Annotated in this window: 17 protein-coding genes; 10 read left to right on the plus strand and 7 right to left on the minus strand. The window is 63.8% G+C overall.

The genetic code is table 11. From position 1 onward, the window contains the following. The first annotated feature begins 131 nt into the window (after positions 1-131). Positions 132-1676: a PIN domain-containing protein gene (locus tag RS897_RS25565; RefSeq protein WP_315831501.1), complete on the plus strand. Its 1545-nt coding sequence runs from the start codon at positions 132-134 to the stop codon at positions 1674-1676. 220 nt (positions 1677-1896) lie between these two features. Here the strand turns inward: RS897_RS25565 and flgH are convergent, their stop codons facing one another. Genes flgH through flgF form a run of 4 tightly spaced genes read right to left on the minus strand, consistent with a single transcriptional unit; the run spans position 1897 to position 5311 of the window. After that, positions 1897-2655 carry a flagellar basal body L-ring protein FlgH gene (gene flgH / locus RS897_RS25570; RefSeq protein WP_315831502.1) on the minus strand — a complete coding sequence of 253 codons (759 nt, stop codon included), beginning with the start codon at positions 2653-2655 and terminating at the stop codon, positions 1897-1899. Positions 2656-2660: 5 nt separating this feature from the next. After that, entirely contained in the window at positions 2661-3728 is a 1068-nt protein-coding gene (gene flgA / locus RS897_RS25575; protein ID WP_315831503.1) for a flagellar basal body P-ring formation chaperone FlgA, read from the minus strand. A gap of 14 nt (positions 3729-3742) precedes the next feature. After that, positions 3743-4531, minus strand: a complete 789-nt coding sequence (gene flgG / locus RS897_RS25580) for a flagellar basal-body rod protein FlgG (RefSeq protein ID WP_315831504.1) — start codon at positions 4529-4531, stop codon at positions 3743-3745. 12 nt (positions 4532-4543) lie between these two features. Beyond that, on the minus strand, positions 4544-5311 hold the full coding sequence (flgF, locus tag RS897_RS25585) for a flagellar basal-body rod protein FlgF (protein ID WP_315831505.1): 768 nt from the start codon (positions 5309-5311) through the stop codon (positions 4544-4546). A 367-nt stretch (positions 5312-5678) separates the two neighbouring features. Between flgF and fliL the strand changes: the two genes are divergently transcribed. The 5 genes from fliL to RS897_RS25610 all read left to right on the plus strand — a co-directional run bounded on the left by fliL (position 5679) and on the right by RS897_RS25610 (position 12479). Further along, positions 5679-6167, plus strand: coding sequence for a flagellar basal body-associated protein FliL (fliL, locus tag RS897_RS25590; protein ID WP_315831506.1), 489 nt, complete (start codon positions 5679-5681; stop codon positions 6165-6167). Between the two features lie 17 nt (positions 6168-6184). Next, entirely contained in the window at positions 6185-7378 is a 1194-nt protein-coding gene (gene fliM / locus RS897_RS25595) for a flagellar motor switch protein FliM (RefSeq protein WP_315831507.1), read from the plus strand. Further along, positions 7375-7797 carry a DUF6468 domain-containing protein gene (locus RS897_RS25600; protein WP_315831508.1) on the plus strand — a complete coding sequence of 141 codons (423 nt, stop codon included), beginning with the start codon at positions 7375-7377 and terminating at the stop codon, positions 7795-7797. The genes fliM and RS897_RS25600 overlap by 4 nt, the downstream gene beginning before the upstream one ends. Next, entirely contained in the window at positions 7794-8609 is an 816-nt protein-coding gene (locus tag RS897_RS25605; RefSeq protein WP_315831509.1) for a MotE family protein, read from the plus strand. Before RS897_RS25600 ends, RS897_RS25605 begins: the two co-directional genes overlap by 4 nt. 168 nt (positions 8610-8777) lie before the next feature. Next, positions 8778-12479, plus strand: coding sequence for a tetratricopeptide repeat protein (locus RS897_RS25610; RefSeq protein ID WP_315831510.1), 3702 nt, complete (start codon positions 8778-8780; stop codon positions 12477-12479). A 260-nt stretch (positions 12480-12739) separates the two neighbouring features. Here the strand turns inward: RS897_RS25610 and RS897_RS25615 are convergent, their stop codons facing one another. The 3 genes from RS897_RS25615 to RS897_RS25625 all read right to left on the minus strand — a co-directional run bounded on the left by RS897_RS25615 (position 12740) and on the right by RS897_RS25625 (position 15015). Further along, complete coding sequence (locus RS897_RS25615) at positions 12740-13048, minus strand: GIY-YIG nuclease family protein (RefSeq protein WP_315831511.1); 309 nt, start codon at positions 13046-13048, stop codon at positions 12740-12742. A 120-nt stretch (positions 13049-13168) separates the two neighbouring features. Continuing rightward, on the minus strand, positions 13169-13876 hold the full coding sequence (gene fliP, locus RS897_RS25620) for a flagellar type III secretion system pore protein FliP (RefSeq protein WP_407654301.1): 708 nt from the start codon (positions 13874-13876) through the stop codon (positions 13169-13171). Positions 13877-13932: 56 nt separating this feature from the next. After that, positions 13933-15015, minus strand: a complete 1083-nt coding sequence (locus tag RS897_RS25625; protein ID WP_315831513.1) for a flagellar biosynthetic protein FliO — start codon at positions 15013-15015, stop codon at positions 13933-13935. 393 nt (positions 15016-15408) lie between these two features. Between RS897_RS25625 and flgB the strand changes: the two genes are divergently transcribed. The 4 genes from flgB (at position 15409) to fliQ (ending at position 17003) form a co-directional block, all read left to right on the plus strand. Next, the gene (gene flgB / locus RS897_RS25630; protein ID WP_315831514.1) at positions 15409-15807 is read left to right on the plus strand and encodes a flagellar basal body rod protein FlgB; all 399 of its coding nucleotides are present in this window, start codon (positions 15409-15411) and stop codon (positions 15805-15807) included. 22 nt (positions 15808-15829) lie between these two features. Further along, positions 15830-16255 (plus strand): flagellar basal body rod protein FlgC, encoded by a 426-nt coding sequence (flgC, locus tag RS897_RS25635; RefSeq protein ID WP_315831515.1) that lies wholly within the window; start codon positions 15830-15832, stop codon positions 16253-16255. A 16-nt stretch (positions 16256-16271) separates the two neighbouring features. After that, positions 16272-16589 carry a flagellar hook-basal body complex protein FliE gene (gene fliE, locus RS897_RS25640; RefSeq protein ID WP_315831516.1) on the plus strand — a complete coding sequence of 106 codons (318 nt, stop codon included), beginning with the start codon at positions 16272-16274 and terminating at the stop codon, positions 16587-16589. Positions 16590-16739: 150 nt separating this feature from the next. Continuing rightward, complete coding sequence (fliQ, locus tag RS897_RS25645) at positions 16740-17003, plus strand: flagellar biosynthesis protein FliQ (RefSeq protein WP_315831517.1); 264 nt, start codon at positions 16740-16742, stop codon at positions 17001-17003. Positions 17004-17140: the final 137 nt, after the last annotated feature.

Consider the following 17140-nt stretch of genomic DNA (forward strand, 5'->3'; position numbering starts at 1 on the left):
ATTCGATCAGGACACTAGAAAACTTTGGATTCTAGCGTGGCTCATGTTTCCGAAATTCCCTCGAAGGAATCGCCGAGATCGGAGGGGAGTTTCGGAAACGCCACACTAGTCGTCAGCGGGAGACATCGAGAGTGACTGTACTTGTGGACAAGAACGTGATCACGAACCTTGCGCGCGGCAACCCCGCCATTGCGGAGGCGCTGAAACGGTGCCTCGCTTCCGGCGAGCCGATTTATATGTCGCGCTCGGCATACAGCGAACTGGTAAACGACTCGCCGATCCATCTGCGGATGGGCTACACATCGCTGCTTCGCGACCTGAAGCTGCAGGTCGCGCCGGACGGAGCTTCCAGCATCACCGACCGCGGATCGTTCTATGGCGACAACGCTGCCCATGAGCCGAAGCCAAATCAGACAGGCCCGGTCAAGGAGTATGGAAACGGAAAAAGCAAGGAGAAGCCCGGCGACGCTTTCGTCGCGGCGGAAGCGAGGGCGCTGAACGCGCGGCTGTGGACGATGGATCGGAATTTCGCGAAACGGGCCGCGAACCTCGGCGTCACCCTGGCGCGGGAATGCGACATCCAGGACAAGCGAGGTGACGAAGATATCGCGCAGGCGCGGCGGCTGATGGGTTTGAAGCCCACCAGCATGCTGCAGAACCAGCCCGCAAAACCGATCGTGACAAAAACCGCGCCGTCCGGCCCGCAGTCGGCAAACACGGCAAAAAACAAGGCGACCGGGAACGAGAAGGCCACAAAGAGCGAAGTGGGAGCGCCGCTCGAGGCCGTCCCGGAGTACGGACCCAATCAAGCGGGGGATGCCAAATTTCAGGCCGGAACGCTGGGCCTGGAGGGCGTCAATCTTCTGCTGCAAAAATTCAACAATGCCATCCAGGCCAGGCGCTTTCAGGCGGAGTTCGACAAGATACTCCCGGAAATAAAGCGACGAATGGCTGACGATCCGCAGCTCGGAGCGCTGGTGTCCGTCGGTTATTCAAAGGGGCCGGAGGATTCGTCGAGTGTGATCGAGAGCGTGACGGTGTTTCAGAACATCCGGGTCGGCTACGGCCTCAACCGGGCTGATGCGACACGCGACCTGAATTCGCGCGCGTCCATGCTGCCCGGCAGGTCCGATGTCGGGCAGGAGCTATGGCTGAAGCCGAGTGCGCCAACGGACATCTCGCGGCTGCGGCTTCCGTTCGATACGACAATCGCGGGGCTAGCAACGTTCGTGCCGGGGAAGGAAAAGCTGGTGCGCGTCGCATTCAAGGGCGTGGCGGGGTTCGACGACAAGTTCTTCAGCAAGGAAGAGCTGTCGGTGCCCGCCGGGATGACGCCCCGCTTCTATTATCTCTGGCCGCCGGACCAGATCACCTTCCGGCGCGGGGTCTCGCAAACAATCAGCATCGACTGGGAGATGTCGGACGGGGCCGATGTCACCAAGGGAGATGTCGATCCCTTTAGCACCAATATCCCCGTGGTCAAGCTGGACTCGTCGATCAATCCCTTCGATGCGACGGCGGCGATGGTCTGGCCTGCTGACAACAGCACAGCCAATTTGTTCCAGAAGACACGACCGACGCAGGATAACTACGGCATGCTCTCGATTTATGGGATCGGCATGATGCGGTGGGTGAGGCCGGAGTTCATCCGTATCCTGAAAGCCCCTTTCAATTGAGAAGTCCTGGTGATCAGGGATCTGTTCGCAGGCTTCAAAACGACCACGGCCTTCGGCAGGGGAGCTACCGAAGGCCGCGTCGTTTCACTTTACCGCGCCTAGGTTCGCGGCAAAGTGTGGGAGCTCGTATCAGCGACGCGAAGCGCGGCGCTGGTGGTGTCAGGTGACCGCGTTTCCTCTCGGCTGTTGATCAGCCTTGATGTCAGTCTCGTCCGGTCGATCAGAACGGCAGCAGCACATCCAGCACCTGCTGGCCGTAGCGCGGTTGCTGTACGTCGCTGATCTGGCCGCGGCCGCCATAAGCGATGCGGGCCTGGGCGATCTTCGATGAATCGATGGTGTTGTCGCTCTGGATGTCTTCCGGGCGCACGATGCCGGCGACGATGAGTTCGCGGACTTCGTAATTGACCCGGATCTCCTGCTTGCCTTCGACCACCAGATTGCCGTTCGGCAGGGTCTGGGTGACGACGGCGGCGACGTTGGTGGTCAAGGCTTCCTGGCGTGCCACCGTTCCCTTGCCGTCGCTGGAGGATGTGGAATCCGCGGTCAGTGTACGCCCGGGCAGCGATGCGGCCAATTTTCCCGACAGCCACTGCGATCCGAGGAACGCGGTGGTCCCGCTGTCTTCCTTGTTGGTGCGGCTGCGCTGGGTTTCGTTGGCGATGTTGGCCTTGTCGGTGATGTTGACGGTCACCGTCAGGATGTCACCGACCTGAGCCGCGCGCTGGTCCTTGAAGAACGCCCGCGATCCGGTGCGCCACAGGGAATTCGGGCTGTAGGACGCCGGCTGCGGTGTCGGCATCGGCATCTGCACCGGCTTGTAGCCGGGCTGCGTGGTTGGATTGTCGATTGACGAGAGTGCGGGTCGCTCGCCGATCGCGGACAGGCGATCGATCGCCGAACAGCCGCCGGACAGGCCGCCGACCCCAATGAGACTGGCGATCAGCAAAGCGCGGTTGAACTCTTTGTACGTGACCATGACCATTACTCGGCTTTCGTGACATCGGACGGTTTGCCGGCGGGCGAGGCGACGGCGGCGGTGGTGAGGATGCGCGGCGTGGTGGCGATGACGGAAACCTGGCTGGGCCCGGTGACCACGCCCTGCAGCGTGCGTTTCGACTGGGTGTTGATCACGGAAACGGTGTCGCCTTCGCTGCCGTTCTCGGTCGCCTTGGCGCGCATCGTCAGATAGAGGCCGTCGCTCTGGTAGATCAGGGTGACGATCTGGTCGCGCTGCACGAGGTCGGGCTTGGCGAGGTCGGCGAGCCGGATCGCCTGCCCCGCGCGCATCGCCTTGCGGGTCTGCATGCCGACCGCGCGCTCGCGCCGGGCCGGGTCGTTGCCGACTTCCTGGCGCGGCCGCCGCTCGACCACGACGTCGGAGGACCTCAGAATCTCATTGCGGTCGACGCTGCGGACGAGAACGCCGACCTCGACAGTCTCGACCGCTGTTCCCGTGAAGCGCAGCCGCGTCGGAATCGGGCTGTTGGTGTTGGCGAGTTCGAACAGTATGTCGAAGCGGCCGTTGCGGGGATCGAACCGGGTCGAAGCCGGCTGCAGGTCTCCGGTGGTGGCGGGATCGAGCTGCAGCGCCCGCAGTTCGCGGTCGAAGGTCACGGTGATGTTGGCGGCTTCGCCCAATCCGTTGCGCCGTTCCAGCAGTGCGGCGATCCGCTGCTCGACGTCCTTTGATGCCAGTGTGCGCGACAGCCGTGTCACGCTGATCTCGCGAATGTCCCTGGCATCGACGCCGATCACCTGATGGGCGCGCAATGTCGCCAGCACTTGCGTCGCCGAGATCGATCCGGTGGTGCCGAGATCGGGCGCGCGATAGATCGCAATCTGTGCCGCCGGTCCGGCATTGTCGATGACATCGCCGATCCGCACCACGTCGCCGCTCACGGTGACGGTGGGCCGCAGCACCGGCGTCGCGAGGACGCCGGCCGTCACTGCTGTGGGGAAAGCGGCGTCCGTCACCGTATCGGACTGGGCCAGCGCGCTGACGCAGCTGCCGAGCAGCAGGGACGTGATCAGGAGGGTGCGAAGGGCCATGATCGTGACTGCCTTTACCGGAACAGACCGGTGGTGGACTGCATCATCTGGTCGGCGGCGCTGACCACCTTGGCGTTCATTTCATAGGCGCGTTGGGCGGCGATCAGGTCGGAGATTTCCGACACCACTTCGACGTTGGCCTGTTCGAGATTGCCCTGCTGCATGTCGCCGAAGCCGTCGGTGTTGGCGATGCCGTCCTGCGGCGGACCGGAAGCGGGCGTGTCGGTGAACAGGTTGTCGCCGATCGGCTGCAGGCCGGCCTTGTTGATGAAGCGGGTGACGCCGATCTGGCCGATGATCTGCGGCGTGGTCGATCCCGGCACGGTGACCGACACCTGGCCCTGCGCATTGATGGTGAGGCCCGACGAGTTCTGCGGGATGGTGATGGTCGGCTGCAGCAGGTTGCCCTGGGCGTTGACGATACGGCCCTGGCCGTCGGTGGTGAAGGTGCCGTCACGGGTGTAGGTGAAGGTGCCGTCGGTCATCTGGATCTTGAAGAAGCCTTCGCCGCGGATCGCGATGTCGAGATCGTTGCCGGTCTGCGACAGCGTGCCCTGGGTCATCGAGCGCGGCGTGCCGACGGTCTTGACGCCGCCGCCGACATCGATGCCGACCGGCATGATGGTGCCCTGGTCGGAGGCCTGCGCGCCGACGCGGCGCACATGGTCATAGATCAGGTCCTGGAACGCGGCGCGCTGCTTCTTGTAGCCGGTGGTGCGCATGTTCGCGATGTTGTTGGAGATGACCTGGACGTTGAGTTCCTGGGCGGCCATTCCCGTCGCTGCCGTATAAAGTGCTCGCATGGGTCAGTCTCCTCAGTTCGGAACGTCGGCAAGTTTATCGAGTGCGTTTTTGCGCATGTCGCCCTGCTGCTGCAGGGTCGACGCGATCTGCTGGTAGGTGCGCGTGACTTCGATCATGCGGCTCATTTCCGTGACCGAATTGACGTTCGATTTCTCGATGAAGCCCTGGCGCAGCCGCGATGCGGTGTCGGTCTGCGCCACCACGCCGGCGGGAGCGGAGTAGAGGTTCGCGCCTTCCTTCTGCAGTTTCTGGGGCTGCGCGAAACTAGCGATCCGCAATTTGCCGCGCACTGCGTCCTGCAGGGTGTTGAGGCCTTCGCGCACCGTGATGGTGCCTTCCGGCGAGATTACGATGTCGCGGTCGTTCTGCTGGAAGACGATCGGCCCGTTGCTGCCGAGCACGAGGTTGCCGTCGACGGTGGTGAGCTGGCCCTGCGCATTGATCTGCAGCGAGCCGTTGCGGGTGTAGCGCTCGCCCGCCGGTGTCTGCACCGCAAGAAAGGCTTTGCCGTCGATGGCGATATCGAGCGGATTGCCGGTGTTCTCGGTCGAGCCCGCGCTGAGGTCGCGCCAGGTGGCGCGGTCCTGCACGTAGCTGAACACGCGGTCGCGGCCGACGAAATTGTCGGCATGCGCCACCGGCATCAGGTATTCCTGGAACAGCGAGTTATCGGCCTTGAAGCCGTTCGTGTTCACGTTGGCGACGTTGTTCGATATCACGTCGATCTGACGCTCAAGCGTCATCTGACGTGACAATCCGATAAGGAGGGTATTCTCCATCGGTGGTTCTCCCCTGCAGCTGGATCGCAGTCGGCCCTCCCAGGCCTCCTTTTGATCCGGTCGAACCCTTGGCTCTCCCAAGCCGCCGGTTCGATCCTTACAAAGCGAGAGTCGTGCCAGACGGAAAAATCGAGTTATTGCAGTCTGTTATCGTTTCGGCGGCCGGTTTTGGAGACGGCAATAAAGGACTTGTTGACCATAATTGCCGGCAATTTTTTCCTAGTTGAGTTTCAAAAGTAAGGAACCATTAACCATTGCGGCCCTAGTTTGGTTTCAACAGGGCGCTTGGGCGCCGGCGGCATTTGTATCGCGTAATCAGCCAGTTCGGCAGCATCGAGCTCATTCCCGCAACAGGGGCGAGCCGGCGGTGGCAGACGATCAAACAGACGAGGGTGCGGCCGAAGGCAGCGCTCCGAAGACCAAATTCAAGCTCATCATCGCTGTGGTGGGGGTGTTCGCGATCCTGTGCGGGGGCGCGAGCTATTACTTCCTCTTCATGCGTCAGAAGGCTGAAGAGAAGCACGCTGAGGCTGCAGCAGTGCCGAAGCCGCCGGTGTTCGTCGATGTGCCAGAGGTGCTGGTCAATCTGTCGAACCTGCCGGGTGAGCGGGTGCAGTATCTGAAGGTCAAGATCGCGCTCGAGGTCAAGGATTCGCCGGTGGTGGCGCAGATCCAGCCGTCGATGCCGCGGCTGCTCGACATCTTCCAGACCTACTTGCGCGAACTGCGGATCGGCGACCTTCAAGGGTCGGCCGGGATGTTTCGCCTGAAGGAAGAGCTGACGCGGCGTGTCAACGCGGCGATCCAGCCCAACCAGGTGAATGCCGTGCTGTTCAAAGAAATCATCGTGCAGTGACGGGGCGGAGCTAGGTCATGACACCGAACGATGTCGATCAGGATGCACTAGCCGCCGAGTGGGGCGCTGCGCTGGATTCGGAAGATCCGGAAGCCGCAGCCGCCGAGGCTGCCGCCAACGAACTGACGGAGGCGATGGCGGAACAATGGGCCGCCATGGTCGACGAGAGCAGCAAGGGGCTCAGCGCTGCGGCTGGCGAACGCGTGCTGTCGCAGGAAGAGATCGACAATCTGCTCGGCTTCAGTGTCGGCGAGGTCAATCTCGACGATAATTCCGGCATTCGCTCCATCATCGATTCCGCGATGGTGTCCTACGAGCGTCTGCCGATGCTCGAAATCGTGTTCGACCGGCTGGTCCGGCTGATGACGACTTCGCTGCGCAATTTCACCTCCGACAACGTCGAGGTCTCGCTCGACCGCATCACCTCGGTGCGGTTCGGCGACTACATGAATTCGATCCCGCTGCCCGCCGTGCTCGCCGTGTTCAAGGCGGAGGAGTGGGAGAATTTCGGGCTCGCCACCGTCGACTCCAGCCTGATCTATTCCATGATCGACGTGCTGCTGGGCGGCCGCCGCGGCACCACCTCGCTGCGCATCGAGGGCCGACCCTACACCACCATCGAAACCAATCTGGTCAAGCGCCTGGTCGAAGTGGTGCTGGCGGATGCCGAGCAGGCGTTCCGCCCGCTGTCGCCGGTGTCGCTGTCGATCGACCGGCTCGAGACCAACCCGCGCTTCGCCGCCATCAGCCGTCCCGCCAACGCCGCCATCCTGGTGCGGCTGCGGATCGATATGGAAGATCGTGGCGGTAACATCGAACTGCTGCTGCCTTACGCCACCATCGAACCGATCCGCGACGTGCTGTTGCAGATGTTCATGGGTGAAAAGTTCGGCCGCGATCCGATCTGGGAAGGCCACTTGGCCACCGAAATCGGTCGTGCCCAGATCGCTGTCGATGCGGTCCTCTATGAAGCCGACATTCCCTTGAAGGAGCTGATGCAGCTGCAGGTCGGCGATACGCTGCCGCTCGACATGCGCGCTGACGCGGTGGTGTCGGTGCGCTGCGGCGACGTCATCCTGACTGAAGGACGGATGGGGCGGGTCGGCGACCGCGTCGCCATTCGCGTCACCAAGCCGCTTCGCAAGCCGCACATGACGCTTGCGATGTTTGAAAAAGCCGATGAACAGACGAAAATGATGGAGGCACAATGAACCATTCTGTAGGGATGATCATCGAAACACTGGTCGCGATTTTGCTGGTCGCGACAATCGGGTACTGCATGTTGCTCAATATGCGCCTGAAGCGGCTCAAGGCCGACGAGCAGTCGCTCAAGGCGACGATTGCGGAATTGATCACCGCGACCGAAATCGCCGAGCGGGCGATCGGCGGCCTCAAGGTGACGGTGCGCGATTGCAACGAAAACCTCGGCGGCCGGCTGACCGCCGCAGCCGACATCACCACCGCGCTCGACAAGCGGCTGGTGGCCGGTGAAGAGCTGCTGCGGCGGCTGTCGCGCATCGTGGCCGCGGGCCAGGTTGTGAAGGACATCGAGCGGTCGTCGTCCGCGGCGTCGCTGGCTGAGGCTGCAACGGCATTCGCCGATCGCAAGCGCACGGCGGTTGCGGCATGACATCCAGGCGTAACTTCCGCGTCATCCCTCTGGTGCTGGCGGCGATCATCGGTCTGGTCACGCTCAAGACCCTCGGGCTGGTGCTGGAGGGCGGTTATATCTTCGACGACCGCAATGTGTCCTCTGCCACGACGTCTACCCAGGTTTCGGACCGGATGTCGTGGGCGCAGGAGATGTTCAACTTCCCGGGCGGCCGGTCGCGTGCAGCCCCTGATGTCTCCGACATCACGGGCTCGGTGACCGCCAAGAAGGAAGAGCCGAAAGCTGAGAAGAAGCCCGAGGACAAGCCGGCGGAGCCGCCGGCCGGTCAGGTGGTGGTGCTGCCGCAGGAGGGGGAGCGGGCGGTGTCCGCCTCCGAACGCGCCATCCTGGAGCGGCTGCAGGAGCGTCGCCAGGAGCTCGAGGCGCGGGCGCGGGAGATCGACATCCGCGAAAACCTGCTGAAGGCCGCCGAGAAGCGCATCGAGGGCAAGGTCGAGGAGATGAAGGCCGTCGAGGCGCGGATGGGCGCCGCGAGCGACCAGCGGACCCAGGCCGATGCCGCCAAGTTCAAGGGCATCGTCACCATGTACGAGGCCATGAAGCCGAAGGATGCCGCGAAAATCTTCGACCGGCTCGAAATGTCGGTGCTGATCGAGGTCGCAAGCCAGATCGCGCCACGCAAGATGTCCGACATCGTCGGCCAGATGCAGCCGGAAGCGGCCGAGCGGCTGACCGTCGAGATGGCGCGCCGCGCTGGCGGCGACAAGACCGCCTCGGCTTCCGATCTTCCTAAGATCGAAGGCCGGCCGGTCGACGGCAGCAGCAATTAAGACGTCGGCAAGTTCGCGACGATCAATTATTTGCGCCATCCGGCGTCATTCCCGCGGCACCGGATGGGGTTGCTTAACAGCTCCTTAAACGCCTGAAACTACAGTCCGTCGCGTGCAATCGCTGGCCGCGAGGCCGCCGAGGGAATTGGGTCGAGAGACGTGAGCAGGATGCGAACGAGTCCCGGACGAGAGTGGCTGTTTGGGTGTGAGGCGGCGCGACACCATCTTGCGTCGTTGCGAATCGGTGCGGCGCCGGCGGCGCTGCTGCTCTCGCTATCGGTGCTGTCCGCCCAGGCCCAGCCTAAAGCCCAAAGCCAGCCTAAAGTCCAAGCTCAGGCTCAGACCCAGGTTCAGCCTCAAGCCCAACCGCGCGCTCCGCTTCCGCAGCAGGCCGAGGCCGAACCCATCAAGGGCGAGGCGAGCTTTTCCGCCGGCGGCGGTTATGCCCGCCTGGTCCTCAAGCTCGCCGAGGACGTTGATTCCGAGGTAATGACCGCGGGCTCGATCCTGGTCATCCGTTTCAAGAAGCCGATCGACATTCCCGTCGAGAGCCTCGCCAATGCGGTGCCGGATTATGTCGGCATGGCGCGGCGCGATCCCGACGGCATGGCGATCCGGCTGGCGCTGTCGCGCAAGGTCACCGTGAATTCCATGACCGCGGGTGAGCGGATCTTCATCGACCTGTTGCCGGAGAGCTGGAAAGGCCTGCCGCCGCCGCTGCCGCAGGAGGTGGTGCGCGAGCTCGCCGAGCGCGCGCGCGTGGCCGAGCGGGCGCTGCGCCAGCAGAAGCTGGTCGCGGAAACCAGGAAGCGCCCGCCGGTGCGGGTGCGCGCTTCGGTGCAGCCGACCTTCGTCCGCTTTGTGTTCGAACTGCCGTCGGGCGTCGGCGTCTCGTCGTCGTTGGAAGACAAGAAGCTCTCGCTTGTGTTCGCAACCCCGATGACCTTCGACCTGACCGACGCCAAGCTGGTCGCGCCGGCGAACATCTCGGCGATCGAGCAGAAGATCGACGGTGAGGGGGCGACGGTGTCGTTCGCCGTGATCGGCGACGTCGATGTGAAGTCGTTCCGTGAGGATGCCAACTACGTCGTGGATGTCGGCTTCGATCAGTCCCGCAAGTCGTCGGCCCTTGTGACTCCCAAGACCGACACCAGGGCTGAGCCCAAAACAGAGACGAAGGCGGCACCGCCTGTGGTGACGAAGCCGGCGAGTGTGGCGCCGGATAAATCGAGCGCCGTGACACCTCAGGCCGAGCCGGCTGCCGAACCCGTTATGGAGCAGATCAAGGCGGCCGCGGCGGCCACGCCGCCGCCGGCTGCTGTGCCGGAGGCGGCTGCACCCCCGGCGCCGATTGCCGCGGTGCCGGTCGCCTCGCCGACACCGGCGCCCGAGATGGTGCGAGTCGAAGCCGCGCCCGCGCGCGACGACGCGACGGTGACGGTGCGCGCCACGCGCAGCAGCGACGGCTTGCGGCTGGCATTTCCATTCAAGACGGCGACCCCCGCCGCCGCGTTCCGCCGCGGCGATGCGGTCTGGCTGGTGGTCGACGATCAAGCTGGCATCAACACCGAGGCCATCCGCCGTGACGGCGGATCGATCATCGGCGATGTCGTCACGCAAAAGCTCGACAAGGGCCAGGCGATCCGCATCCGTCTGGGACGGCCGCAATTGGCGAGCCTTGCGGGCGAGGGCACGGGTTTTGTCCTGACGCTTGCCGATACCATGGAGATGCCGCAGCAGCCGCTCTCCGCCATCCGCAACATTGCCGATCCGGCACGGGCGCATGTCGCCGTCATGCTGGCGAATCCGGCCATCGTGCATCACCTGATCGATCCCGAGGCCGGCGATCCGTTGACCGTGGTCACCGCGCCGCTGCCGGCCCACGGCTTCGTCAAGCGCCAGGACTTCGTGGAATTCGCGCTGCTGGAATCGATCCACGGCGTGGTCGTTCAGTCCAACGCCGACGACCTCGCCATCACCACGTCGCCTGACCGGGTGGTGCTGACTCGTCCCGGCGGGTTGACATTGTCGTCGGCCGATCTCGCCCCGCAACGGATTGCGGGTGGTCCGCGTCCGCTGTTCGATCTCGCGGAGTGGCGGCAGAACCGCGATGCCATCTTCGGCAAGCGGCAGGACGAATTGATATCAGCTGCGGCCCAGGCCAATGGCGATGCCAGGACAGCTGCGAACATCGAGCTCGCGCGGTTTTATCTGGCGCGCGGCTTCTATCCCGAGGCCAAGGGCGCTGCCGATCTGGCGCTCGCCGATGCCAAGCCCGGCACCGAGGATCCGACCGCACTCATCGTGCGCGCGGTCGCCAGCATTCTGAGCGGCCACCCCGAGGCCGGCTTGAAGGATTTCGGCAATTCCGTGATCGGCAGCGGCTACGATCTGCAGGTCTGGAAAGGCCTCGCGGCCGCGGGTCAGGACAAATGGCCGGATGCCCGCGAGAAGTTCAAGAATGCGGAATTCGCGATCGCGGCGCTGCCCGACGATCTGCAGCGCATCGTGCTTGCGACCGCCATGCGCGCATCGCTCGTCGTCAGGGATTACGCCGGTGCCTCGGCCCGCAGCAATGATCTCGACGTCATCGGCATTCCGCCGGAGAGGATGCCTGCGATCGCGGTGATGCGGGCAGGGCTCGCCGAAGCGCTGGGACGCGAGAAGGAAGCCTTGAGCGTCTATCGCGACGTCATCGCTTCGAACGATCGTCCGGCCGCCGCCGAGGCACGGCTGCGCGAAATCGCACTGCGCCAGAAGCGCAACGAGATCGGCGCTGACGAGGCCCTGCAGGGGTTAGAGACCCTGGCGGTGAGCTGGCGCGGCGGCGACATCGAACTCGAAACCCTGCAGCAACTGGCGCGGGTGTATGCGGCGTCCGCCCGTTATGCGGACTCGTTCGCGGCGGCGCGCCTCGTCACCCGGCTGTCGGCGAACTCCGACGTGTCGCGGCAGACGCAAGACGAGACCTCTGCGCTGTTCTCGCAGGTGTTCCTCGGGCCAAAGGGTGATGAGCTGCCGCCGATCGAAGCGCTGGGGATGTTCTACGATTATCGCGAGCTGACCCCGATCGGACGGCGCGGCGACGAGATGATCCGGCGGCTGTCGGAGCGCCTGGCCAATGTCGACCTGCTCGATCAGGCCGCCGATCTGCTGCAGTACCAGGTCGATCACCGGCTCGAGGGCGCCGCGCGCGCCCAGGTGGCTGCGCGCCTCGCCACCGTCTATCTGATGAACCGCAAGCCGGATCGCGCGGGCAGCGTCCTCAGGGATACCCGGATCGCCGATCTCGCCGGCGAACTGCGCCAGCAACGGCTGCTGCTGGAGGCGCGGGCGCAAAGCGACATCGGCCGCCACGATCTCGCACTCGACATCGTCTCCAATCTCACCGGCCGTGAAGTGGTGCGGCTGCGCTCCGACATTTATTGGGCGGCACGGCGCTGGCGCGAATCCGCCGAGCAGGTCGAGCTGTATTACGGCGACCGCTGGAAGGATTTCCAGCCGCTCAATACCGTTGAAAAGGGCGACGTGATCCGGGCCGCGATCGGCTATGCGCTTGCCGAGGACGTGTTGGGACTTGCACGTTTCCGCGAGAAATTCGGCCCGAAGATGAGCAGTGGTGCCGATCGCGTGGCGTTCGACATCGCCAGCAAGCCTGTCGCGGCAAGCAGCGCCGAGTTCACCCAGATCGCGAAAATGGCGGCATCGGTCGACACCCTGGACGGCTTCCTGCGCGAAATGAAGACCCGCTTCGGCGATACGACAATGGCGAAGGCGGTGCTGCCGCGCGCCATCTCGCAGGCGGACCCGACCCCCACCGGCACGCTGCCCAAAGTCGGTGGCGTGAAGAGCGCGAGCGCTGTGCAGTAGCCTCTGTTCCGTCATCCTGAGGTGCGAGCCTTGCGGTGCGCTTGCACCGCTGGGCGAGCCTCGAAGGATGAACGGCCCGGGCCGTCGCCTTCGAGGGCCGCGCTACGCACGGCCACCTCAGGGTGACGGTTAACTGAAGCTTCGATCTCGTTATGCTTCAGTGTTGGGAGCGTGCCTAGTTATCCGTCATCCTGAGGTGCGAGCCTTGCGGTGCGCTTGCACCGCTGGGCGAGCCTCGAAGGATGAACGGCCCGAGACCTTCAATCAGGCTTCGGCTTTCCGGCGCGCCGACGAGCTAGCCCCTTCAGAGTTTGCCAGTTCGACGCAATCAAGGCTTCTTTCTTCGCTCTGCCCCAGCCTTTGATCTGACGTTCGGCCGCGATCCCATCAGTAATCCGATCGAAGTAGTCCGACCAAACCATGACTACCGGCCGGCGTGAGAAGGTGTAACCATTCGGAAAGGCGCCGGCATTGTGCTGATCGATCCGCGGACCGAGGTCCTCACCTGACGTGCTCCCGACGTAATAGGAATTGTCGGCACAACGGAGCAGGTAAACGAAGATGCCCACGGGCTATCATCCTTCGAGGCGCGCAAGAGCGCGCACCTCAGGATGACGATCACGTGGGAAAGATCAATAGGTGTTCTTCGGAGGCATGCGTCGACATTCGTTCAATCCGGATCGCCCTCGCTACCCCCCGTAACTCTGCACCAGGCTTCCGGCCACCAGCGACCAGCCGTCGACCAGCACGAAGAAGATCAGCTTGAACGGCAGCGACACCACGACCGGTGGCAGCATCATCATGCCCATCGACATCAAGACCGACGCCACCACGAGATCGATGATCAGGAACGGCAGGAACAGCAGGAAGCCGATCTCGAAGGCGCGCTTCAGTTCGGAGATCATGAACGCCGGCACCAGGATGCGCAACGACATGTCCTCGGGGGTCGCCGGCGGCGGCTCGCGGGACAGGTCCATGAACAGCTTGAGGTCCTTCTCGCGCACGTTCTTCTGCATGAAGCTGCGCAATGGCACCGAGCTTTTCTGCAGTGCCTCCTCGACGCCGATCTGGTTGGCGATCAGCGGCTTGATGCCGTCGTCATACGACTTTTGCAGCGCCGGTCCCATGACGAAGGCGGTCAGGAACAGCGCCAGCGCCAGGATCACCGAGTTCGGCGGCGCGGTCGCGGTGCCGAGCGCCGTGCGCAACAGCGACAGCACCACCACGATGCGGGTGAACGACGTCATCATGATCAGGATCGACGGCGCGATCGACAGCACCGTCAGCAGCGCGATCAGCTGGATCGCGCGCTCCGTGACGCCGCTGCCCTGGCCGCCGAGATTGATGCTGATGTCCTGGGCAGCCGCCGGCGCGATCAGCGCTCCGGCAGCGGCCAATCCTGCAACGACGACAATGAGAAGGGATAAAACTCTACGCGGAACTTTGCCGAGACTCACGTCGGCGACTTCGGACGGCCGAGCAGGCTGGCCATCTCGTCTTCCAGATTCTCGAACGACGTCGCCTTGGGGCCGGGCGGGGCAACCGGCGGCGCCGGTGTGTCGCTGCGTGGTGGTGGGCTGACCGAAATCTCGGTCGGACGCGGTGCAGGACGGCCCGGCGATTCGGGGACGACCGGCGGGGCGCGTTCTGCCGCTGCGGGCTCGCTGGGCTTGCGCAGTGCCGCTTCCAGCCGCTGCGCCATCTCGGCGAGGTTCTGGTCCGCGGCCGAGAGGGCTGGTGCAGCCGGGCGCTCGGCGACGCGCGGGGGCTGAGGCTTCGCCACCGGTTCGATCGGCGGCGGCGCCGAACGCGGCATGATCGGCTCGCCGCGCGGGATCAGGGGTTCGCTGCGCGGGGCCATTTGCTCGCTTCGCGAAACGGGCTCGCTCCGCGAAATGGGTTCACTTCGCGGCATCGCAGGCTCGCCACGGGGAATAGAAGGCTCGCCACGCGAGATCAAAGGTTCGCTGCGGGGCATCGTTTCACTGCGCGGCAGCGGCCGCGGTCGCACCGGTGGTTCCGGGCGCATGGGTGGTTCGGCCGCCAGCGGATCGCTGCGACGGTCCGTGATCGAGGGCGACGGCCTGCGGGCTTCGTCGGCGAATGATGGACGAGTCGGGCGGGGCGGCAGTTCCGGCAGCACCGGATCGTGGTGATCGAGCCCATCGAGCGGAGTGTCGGCCCAGCTGCCCGCATCCGGCAGCGGCGCCACGCGGGGCGGCAGCTCCGCGCCGATCGGTCCGCGCGGCGACGTCTGCTCACGCTGCGGCACCGCGCGCACGATGTTCGGCTCGATCACGATGTCGGTCGGGCCGCCGATCATCAGAAGATGTTCGACATTGTCGCGGCGCACCAAAACCAGGCGGCGACGCGTATCCACTGTCGCGGCGTCGATCACGGCGAGACGCGGCATTCGTCCGCGATTCGCGTTCGAGCCAATGCGATTCTTGCCGAATCGACTGACCAGCCACACAGCGAGGCCGACGATGGCCAGAACGGCCAGGAAGATAAGAGCGAATGTCACTAATTGCGGCATGTTTGGTCCCCACCAAACAGAGTGTACTTCAATGTGCAGATTCGTCGAACGTTGCGGCCGAAGAAATTATTGCCCGATTGTGCAGCGGCGGCGCCCGATTCTCCGCGAATCCCTGAAGTGTTGCTCCATTCGTTAAATGTCTCGGCCACGGGTTAATGCCAACAGGCACTATTTACCACCCCGGCAGTCCAAAAATCGGCCCCATCGAAACTCTCGCCGGCACCAAGCCGGAAGAAATTTCAATGACTTGCATGGTTAACGGCGAATTAATGGCAAAAGTGAGCCGGCCTGTCCTATTAACCAGATGTTAACCATAATCACGGCAAATTCTGCCTACCTCTTCAGGAACTTGGCGATCAGGAACCTGGCAAAGAGGGTGCAGAGGCCGCCGTCATGCCCATCACCGATATTCCCGCGCTCTCCATGCTGCGCACCCGCATGCAATGGCATCAGGAGCGGCAGCGGGTGCTCGCTGAAAACATCGCGAACTCCGACACTTCGGGCTTCAAGCCGCGCGATCTGGTTGAGCCGAATTTCGACCGGTCGCTGGCCACGCCGGTGAGCTCGCTGTCGATGGCGCGCACGTCTTCGGCGCATTTTTCGGCGACGGGGGGCGGCGAGAGTTTTCCGACCACCACCAAGGCCGGCTACGAGACGCGGCCGGCGGGCAATGCGGTCAGCCTGGAGGACGAGATGCAGAAGTCGGCGTCCAACCAGATGGATTTCGCCGCCGCCACCTCGCTCTACAGCCGCAGCCTCGGGCTTTTGAAAACCGCAATCGGGAAACGCTGAGCGCAGCGAAAGGGACTAGCCGATGGCCGACGGAGCAGACTTCCTCAAGGCGATGAGCATCGCGACCTCCGGCCTGCGCGCGCAGGCGGGGCGGATGCGGGTGCTCTCGGAAAACATCGCCAACGCCGATTCCACCGCGCCAACCGCCGGCGGCGATCCTTATCGCCGCAAGGTGCCGACATTTTCCTCCGAGCTCGACCGCACGCTCGATGCGCGCGTGGTCTCGCTGGGGCGAATCAAGACCGATACGTCGTCTGCGTTCCGCGTCAAATACGAGCCGGGAAATCCCGCTGCGGATGCCAGCGGCAACGTCAAGTATCCGAACGTCAATTCGTTGGTCGAAATGACCGACATGCGTGAGGCCCAGCGTTCGTACGAGGCCAACCTCAACATCATTACCGCGACGCGCCGGATGATCCAGCGCACGCTCGACATTCTCAAAGCTTAATCGGGAGACCTGAGCCATGGCTTCGCCTGTTGCCGCCGCCAATGCCTATTCGAGTTTCGCCCGCATGATGGAGGGCGGTGTCACAAAACCGTCGTTGCTGGGGAGCGAGACCGACGGTCAATCGTTTGGAACACTGTTGAAGGAGACGCTGGGGAGCGTCATGGAGGCGGGCCGCAAGTCGGACGCGCAAACCATCGCGATGGCCGGAGGGAAGGCCAACGTGATGGACGTGGTGACCGCGGTTGCGGAAACCGACGTCGCCGTGTCGACACTGGTGTCGGTCCGTGACCGGGTCATCCAGTCCTACGAAGACATCATGAAGATGCCGATCTGATCACTTGCTGATCATTTGGGTCGATTTGGGGAGCCCCGATCGTCTGGGGAGACTGATCGGGGCGAGTCCTGACCTCATCTCGAGACGGCGTTCGCGCCTCCTCGGGGTGGGGTTCGGGGGTGGTTGCGAGGCTAGGGGTAGGGATCTGACATGACTGGGGCTGAAGTCCTCGACGTCGCGCGCGACGCAGTGTGGACCATTGTGGTCGTCTCGTCGCCGCTGATGCTGGTCGGTCTTGTGGTCGGCGTGGTGATCTCGCTGGTGCAGGCGCTGACGCAGATCCAGGAGCAGACGCTGGTGTTCGTGCCGAAGATCCTGGCGATCTTCCTCACCATGCTGCTGGCGTTGCCGTTCATGGCCGACGCCATGCATAGCCACATGATGCGGATCTCGTCGCGAATCATCGGTGGCTAGTGCGGGGCTCAGAAATTCCCTCCACCCTTGCCGCTTTCTCTTCGAGGGAATTTCTGAGCCAGGCCGCACTAGAGAATCATATTATGCTCGTGTCCTCTCTAATCCGAAGTTCGCTACGGATCGTCGCCGCGAATGCT

Source organism: Bradyrhizobium prioriisuperbiae, from assembly GCF_032397745.1.
Classification (GTDB): domain Bacteria; phylum Pseudomonadota; class Alphaproteobacteria; order Rhizobiales; family Xanthobacteraceae; genus Bradyrhizobium_A; species Bradyrhizobium_A prioriisuperbiae.

Bases quoted from the DNA above. Each gene is read 5' to 3' on its own strand.
- flgH (WP_315831502.1), bottom strand. From the start codon at position 2,655: ATGGTCACGTACAAAGAGTTCAACCGCGCTTTGCTGATCGCCAGTCTC.
- flgA (WP_315831503.1), bottom strand. From the start codon at position 3,728: ATGGCCCTTCGCACCCTCCTGATCACGTCCCTGCTGCTCGGCAGCTGC.
- flgG (WP_315831504.1), bottom strand. From the start codon at position 4,531: ATGCGAGCACTTTATACGGCAGCGACGGGAATGGCCGCCCAGGAACTC.
- flgF (WP_315831505.1), bottom strand. From the start codon at position 5,311: ATGGAGAATACCCTCCTTATCGGATTGTCACGTCAGATGACGCTTGAG.
- fliM (WP_315831507.1), top strand. From the start codon at position 6,185: ATGACACCGAACGATGTCGATCAGGATGCACTAGCCGCCGAGTGGGGC.
- RS897_RS25600 (WP_315831508.1), top strand. From the start codon at position 7,375: ATGAACCATTCTGTAGGGATGATCATCGAAACACTGGTCGCGATTTTG.
- RS897_RS25605 (WP_315831509.1), top strand. From the start codon at position 7,794: ATGACATCCAGGCGTAACTTCCGCGTCATCCCTCTGGTGCTGGCGGCG.
- RS897_RS25610 (WP_315831510.1), top strand. From the start codon at position 8,778: ATGCGAACGAGTCCCGGACGAGAGTGGCTGTTTGGGTGTGAGGCGGCG.
- RS897_RS25625 (WP_315831513.1), bottom strand. From the start codon at position 15,015: ATGCCGCAATTAGTGACATTCGCTCTTATCTTCCTGGCCGTTCTGGCC.
- flgB (WP_315831514.1), top strand. From the start codon at position 15,409: ATGCCCATCACCGATATTCCCGCGCTCTCCATGCTGCGCACCCGCATG.
- flgC (WP_315831515.1), top strand. From the start codon at position 15,830: ATGGCCGACGGAGCAGACTTCCTCAAGGCGATGAGCATCGCGACCTCC.
- fliE (WP_315831516.1), top strand. From the start codon at position 16,272: ATGGCTTCGCCTGTTGCCGCCGCCAATGCCTATTCGAGTTTCGCCCGC.
- fliQ (WP_315831517.1), top strand. From the start codon at position 16,740: ATGACTGGGGCTGAAGTCCTCGACGTCGCGCGCGACGCAGTGTGGACC.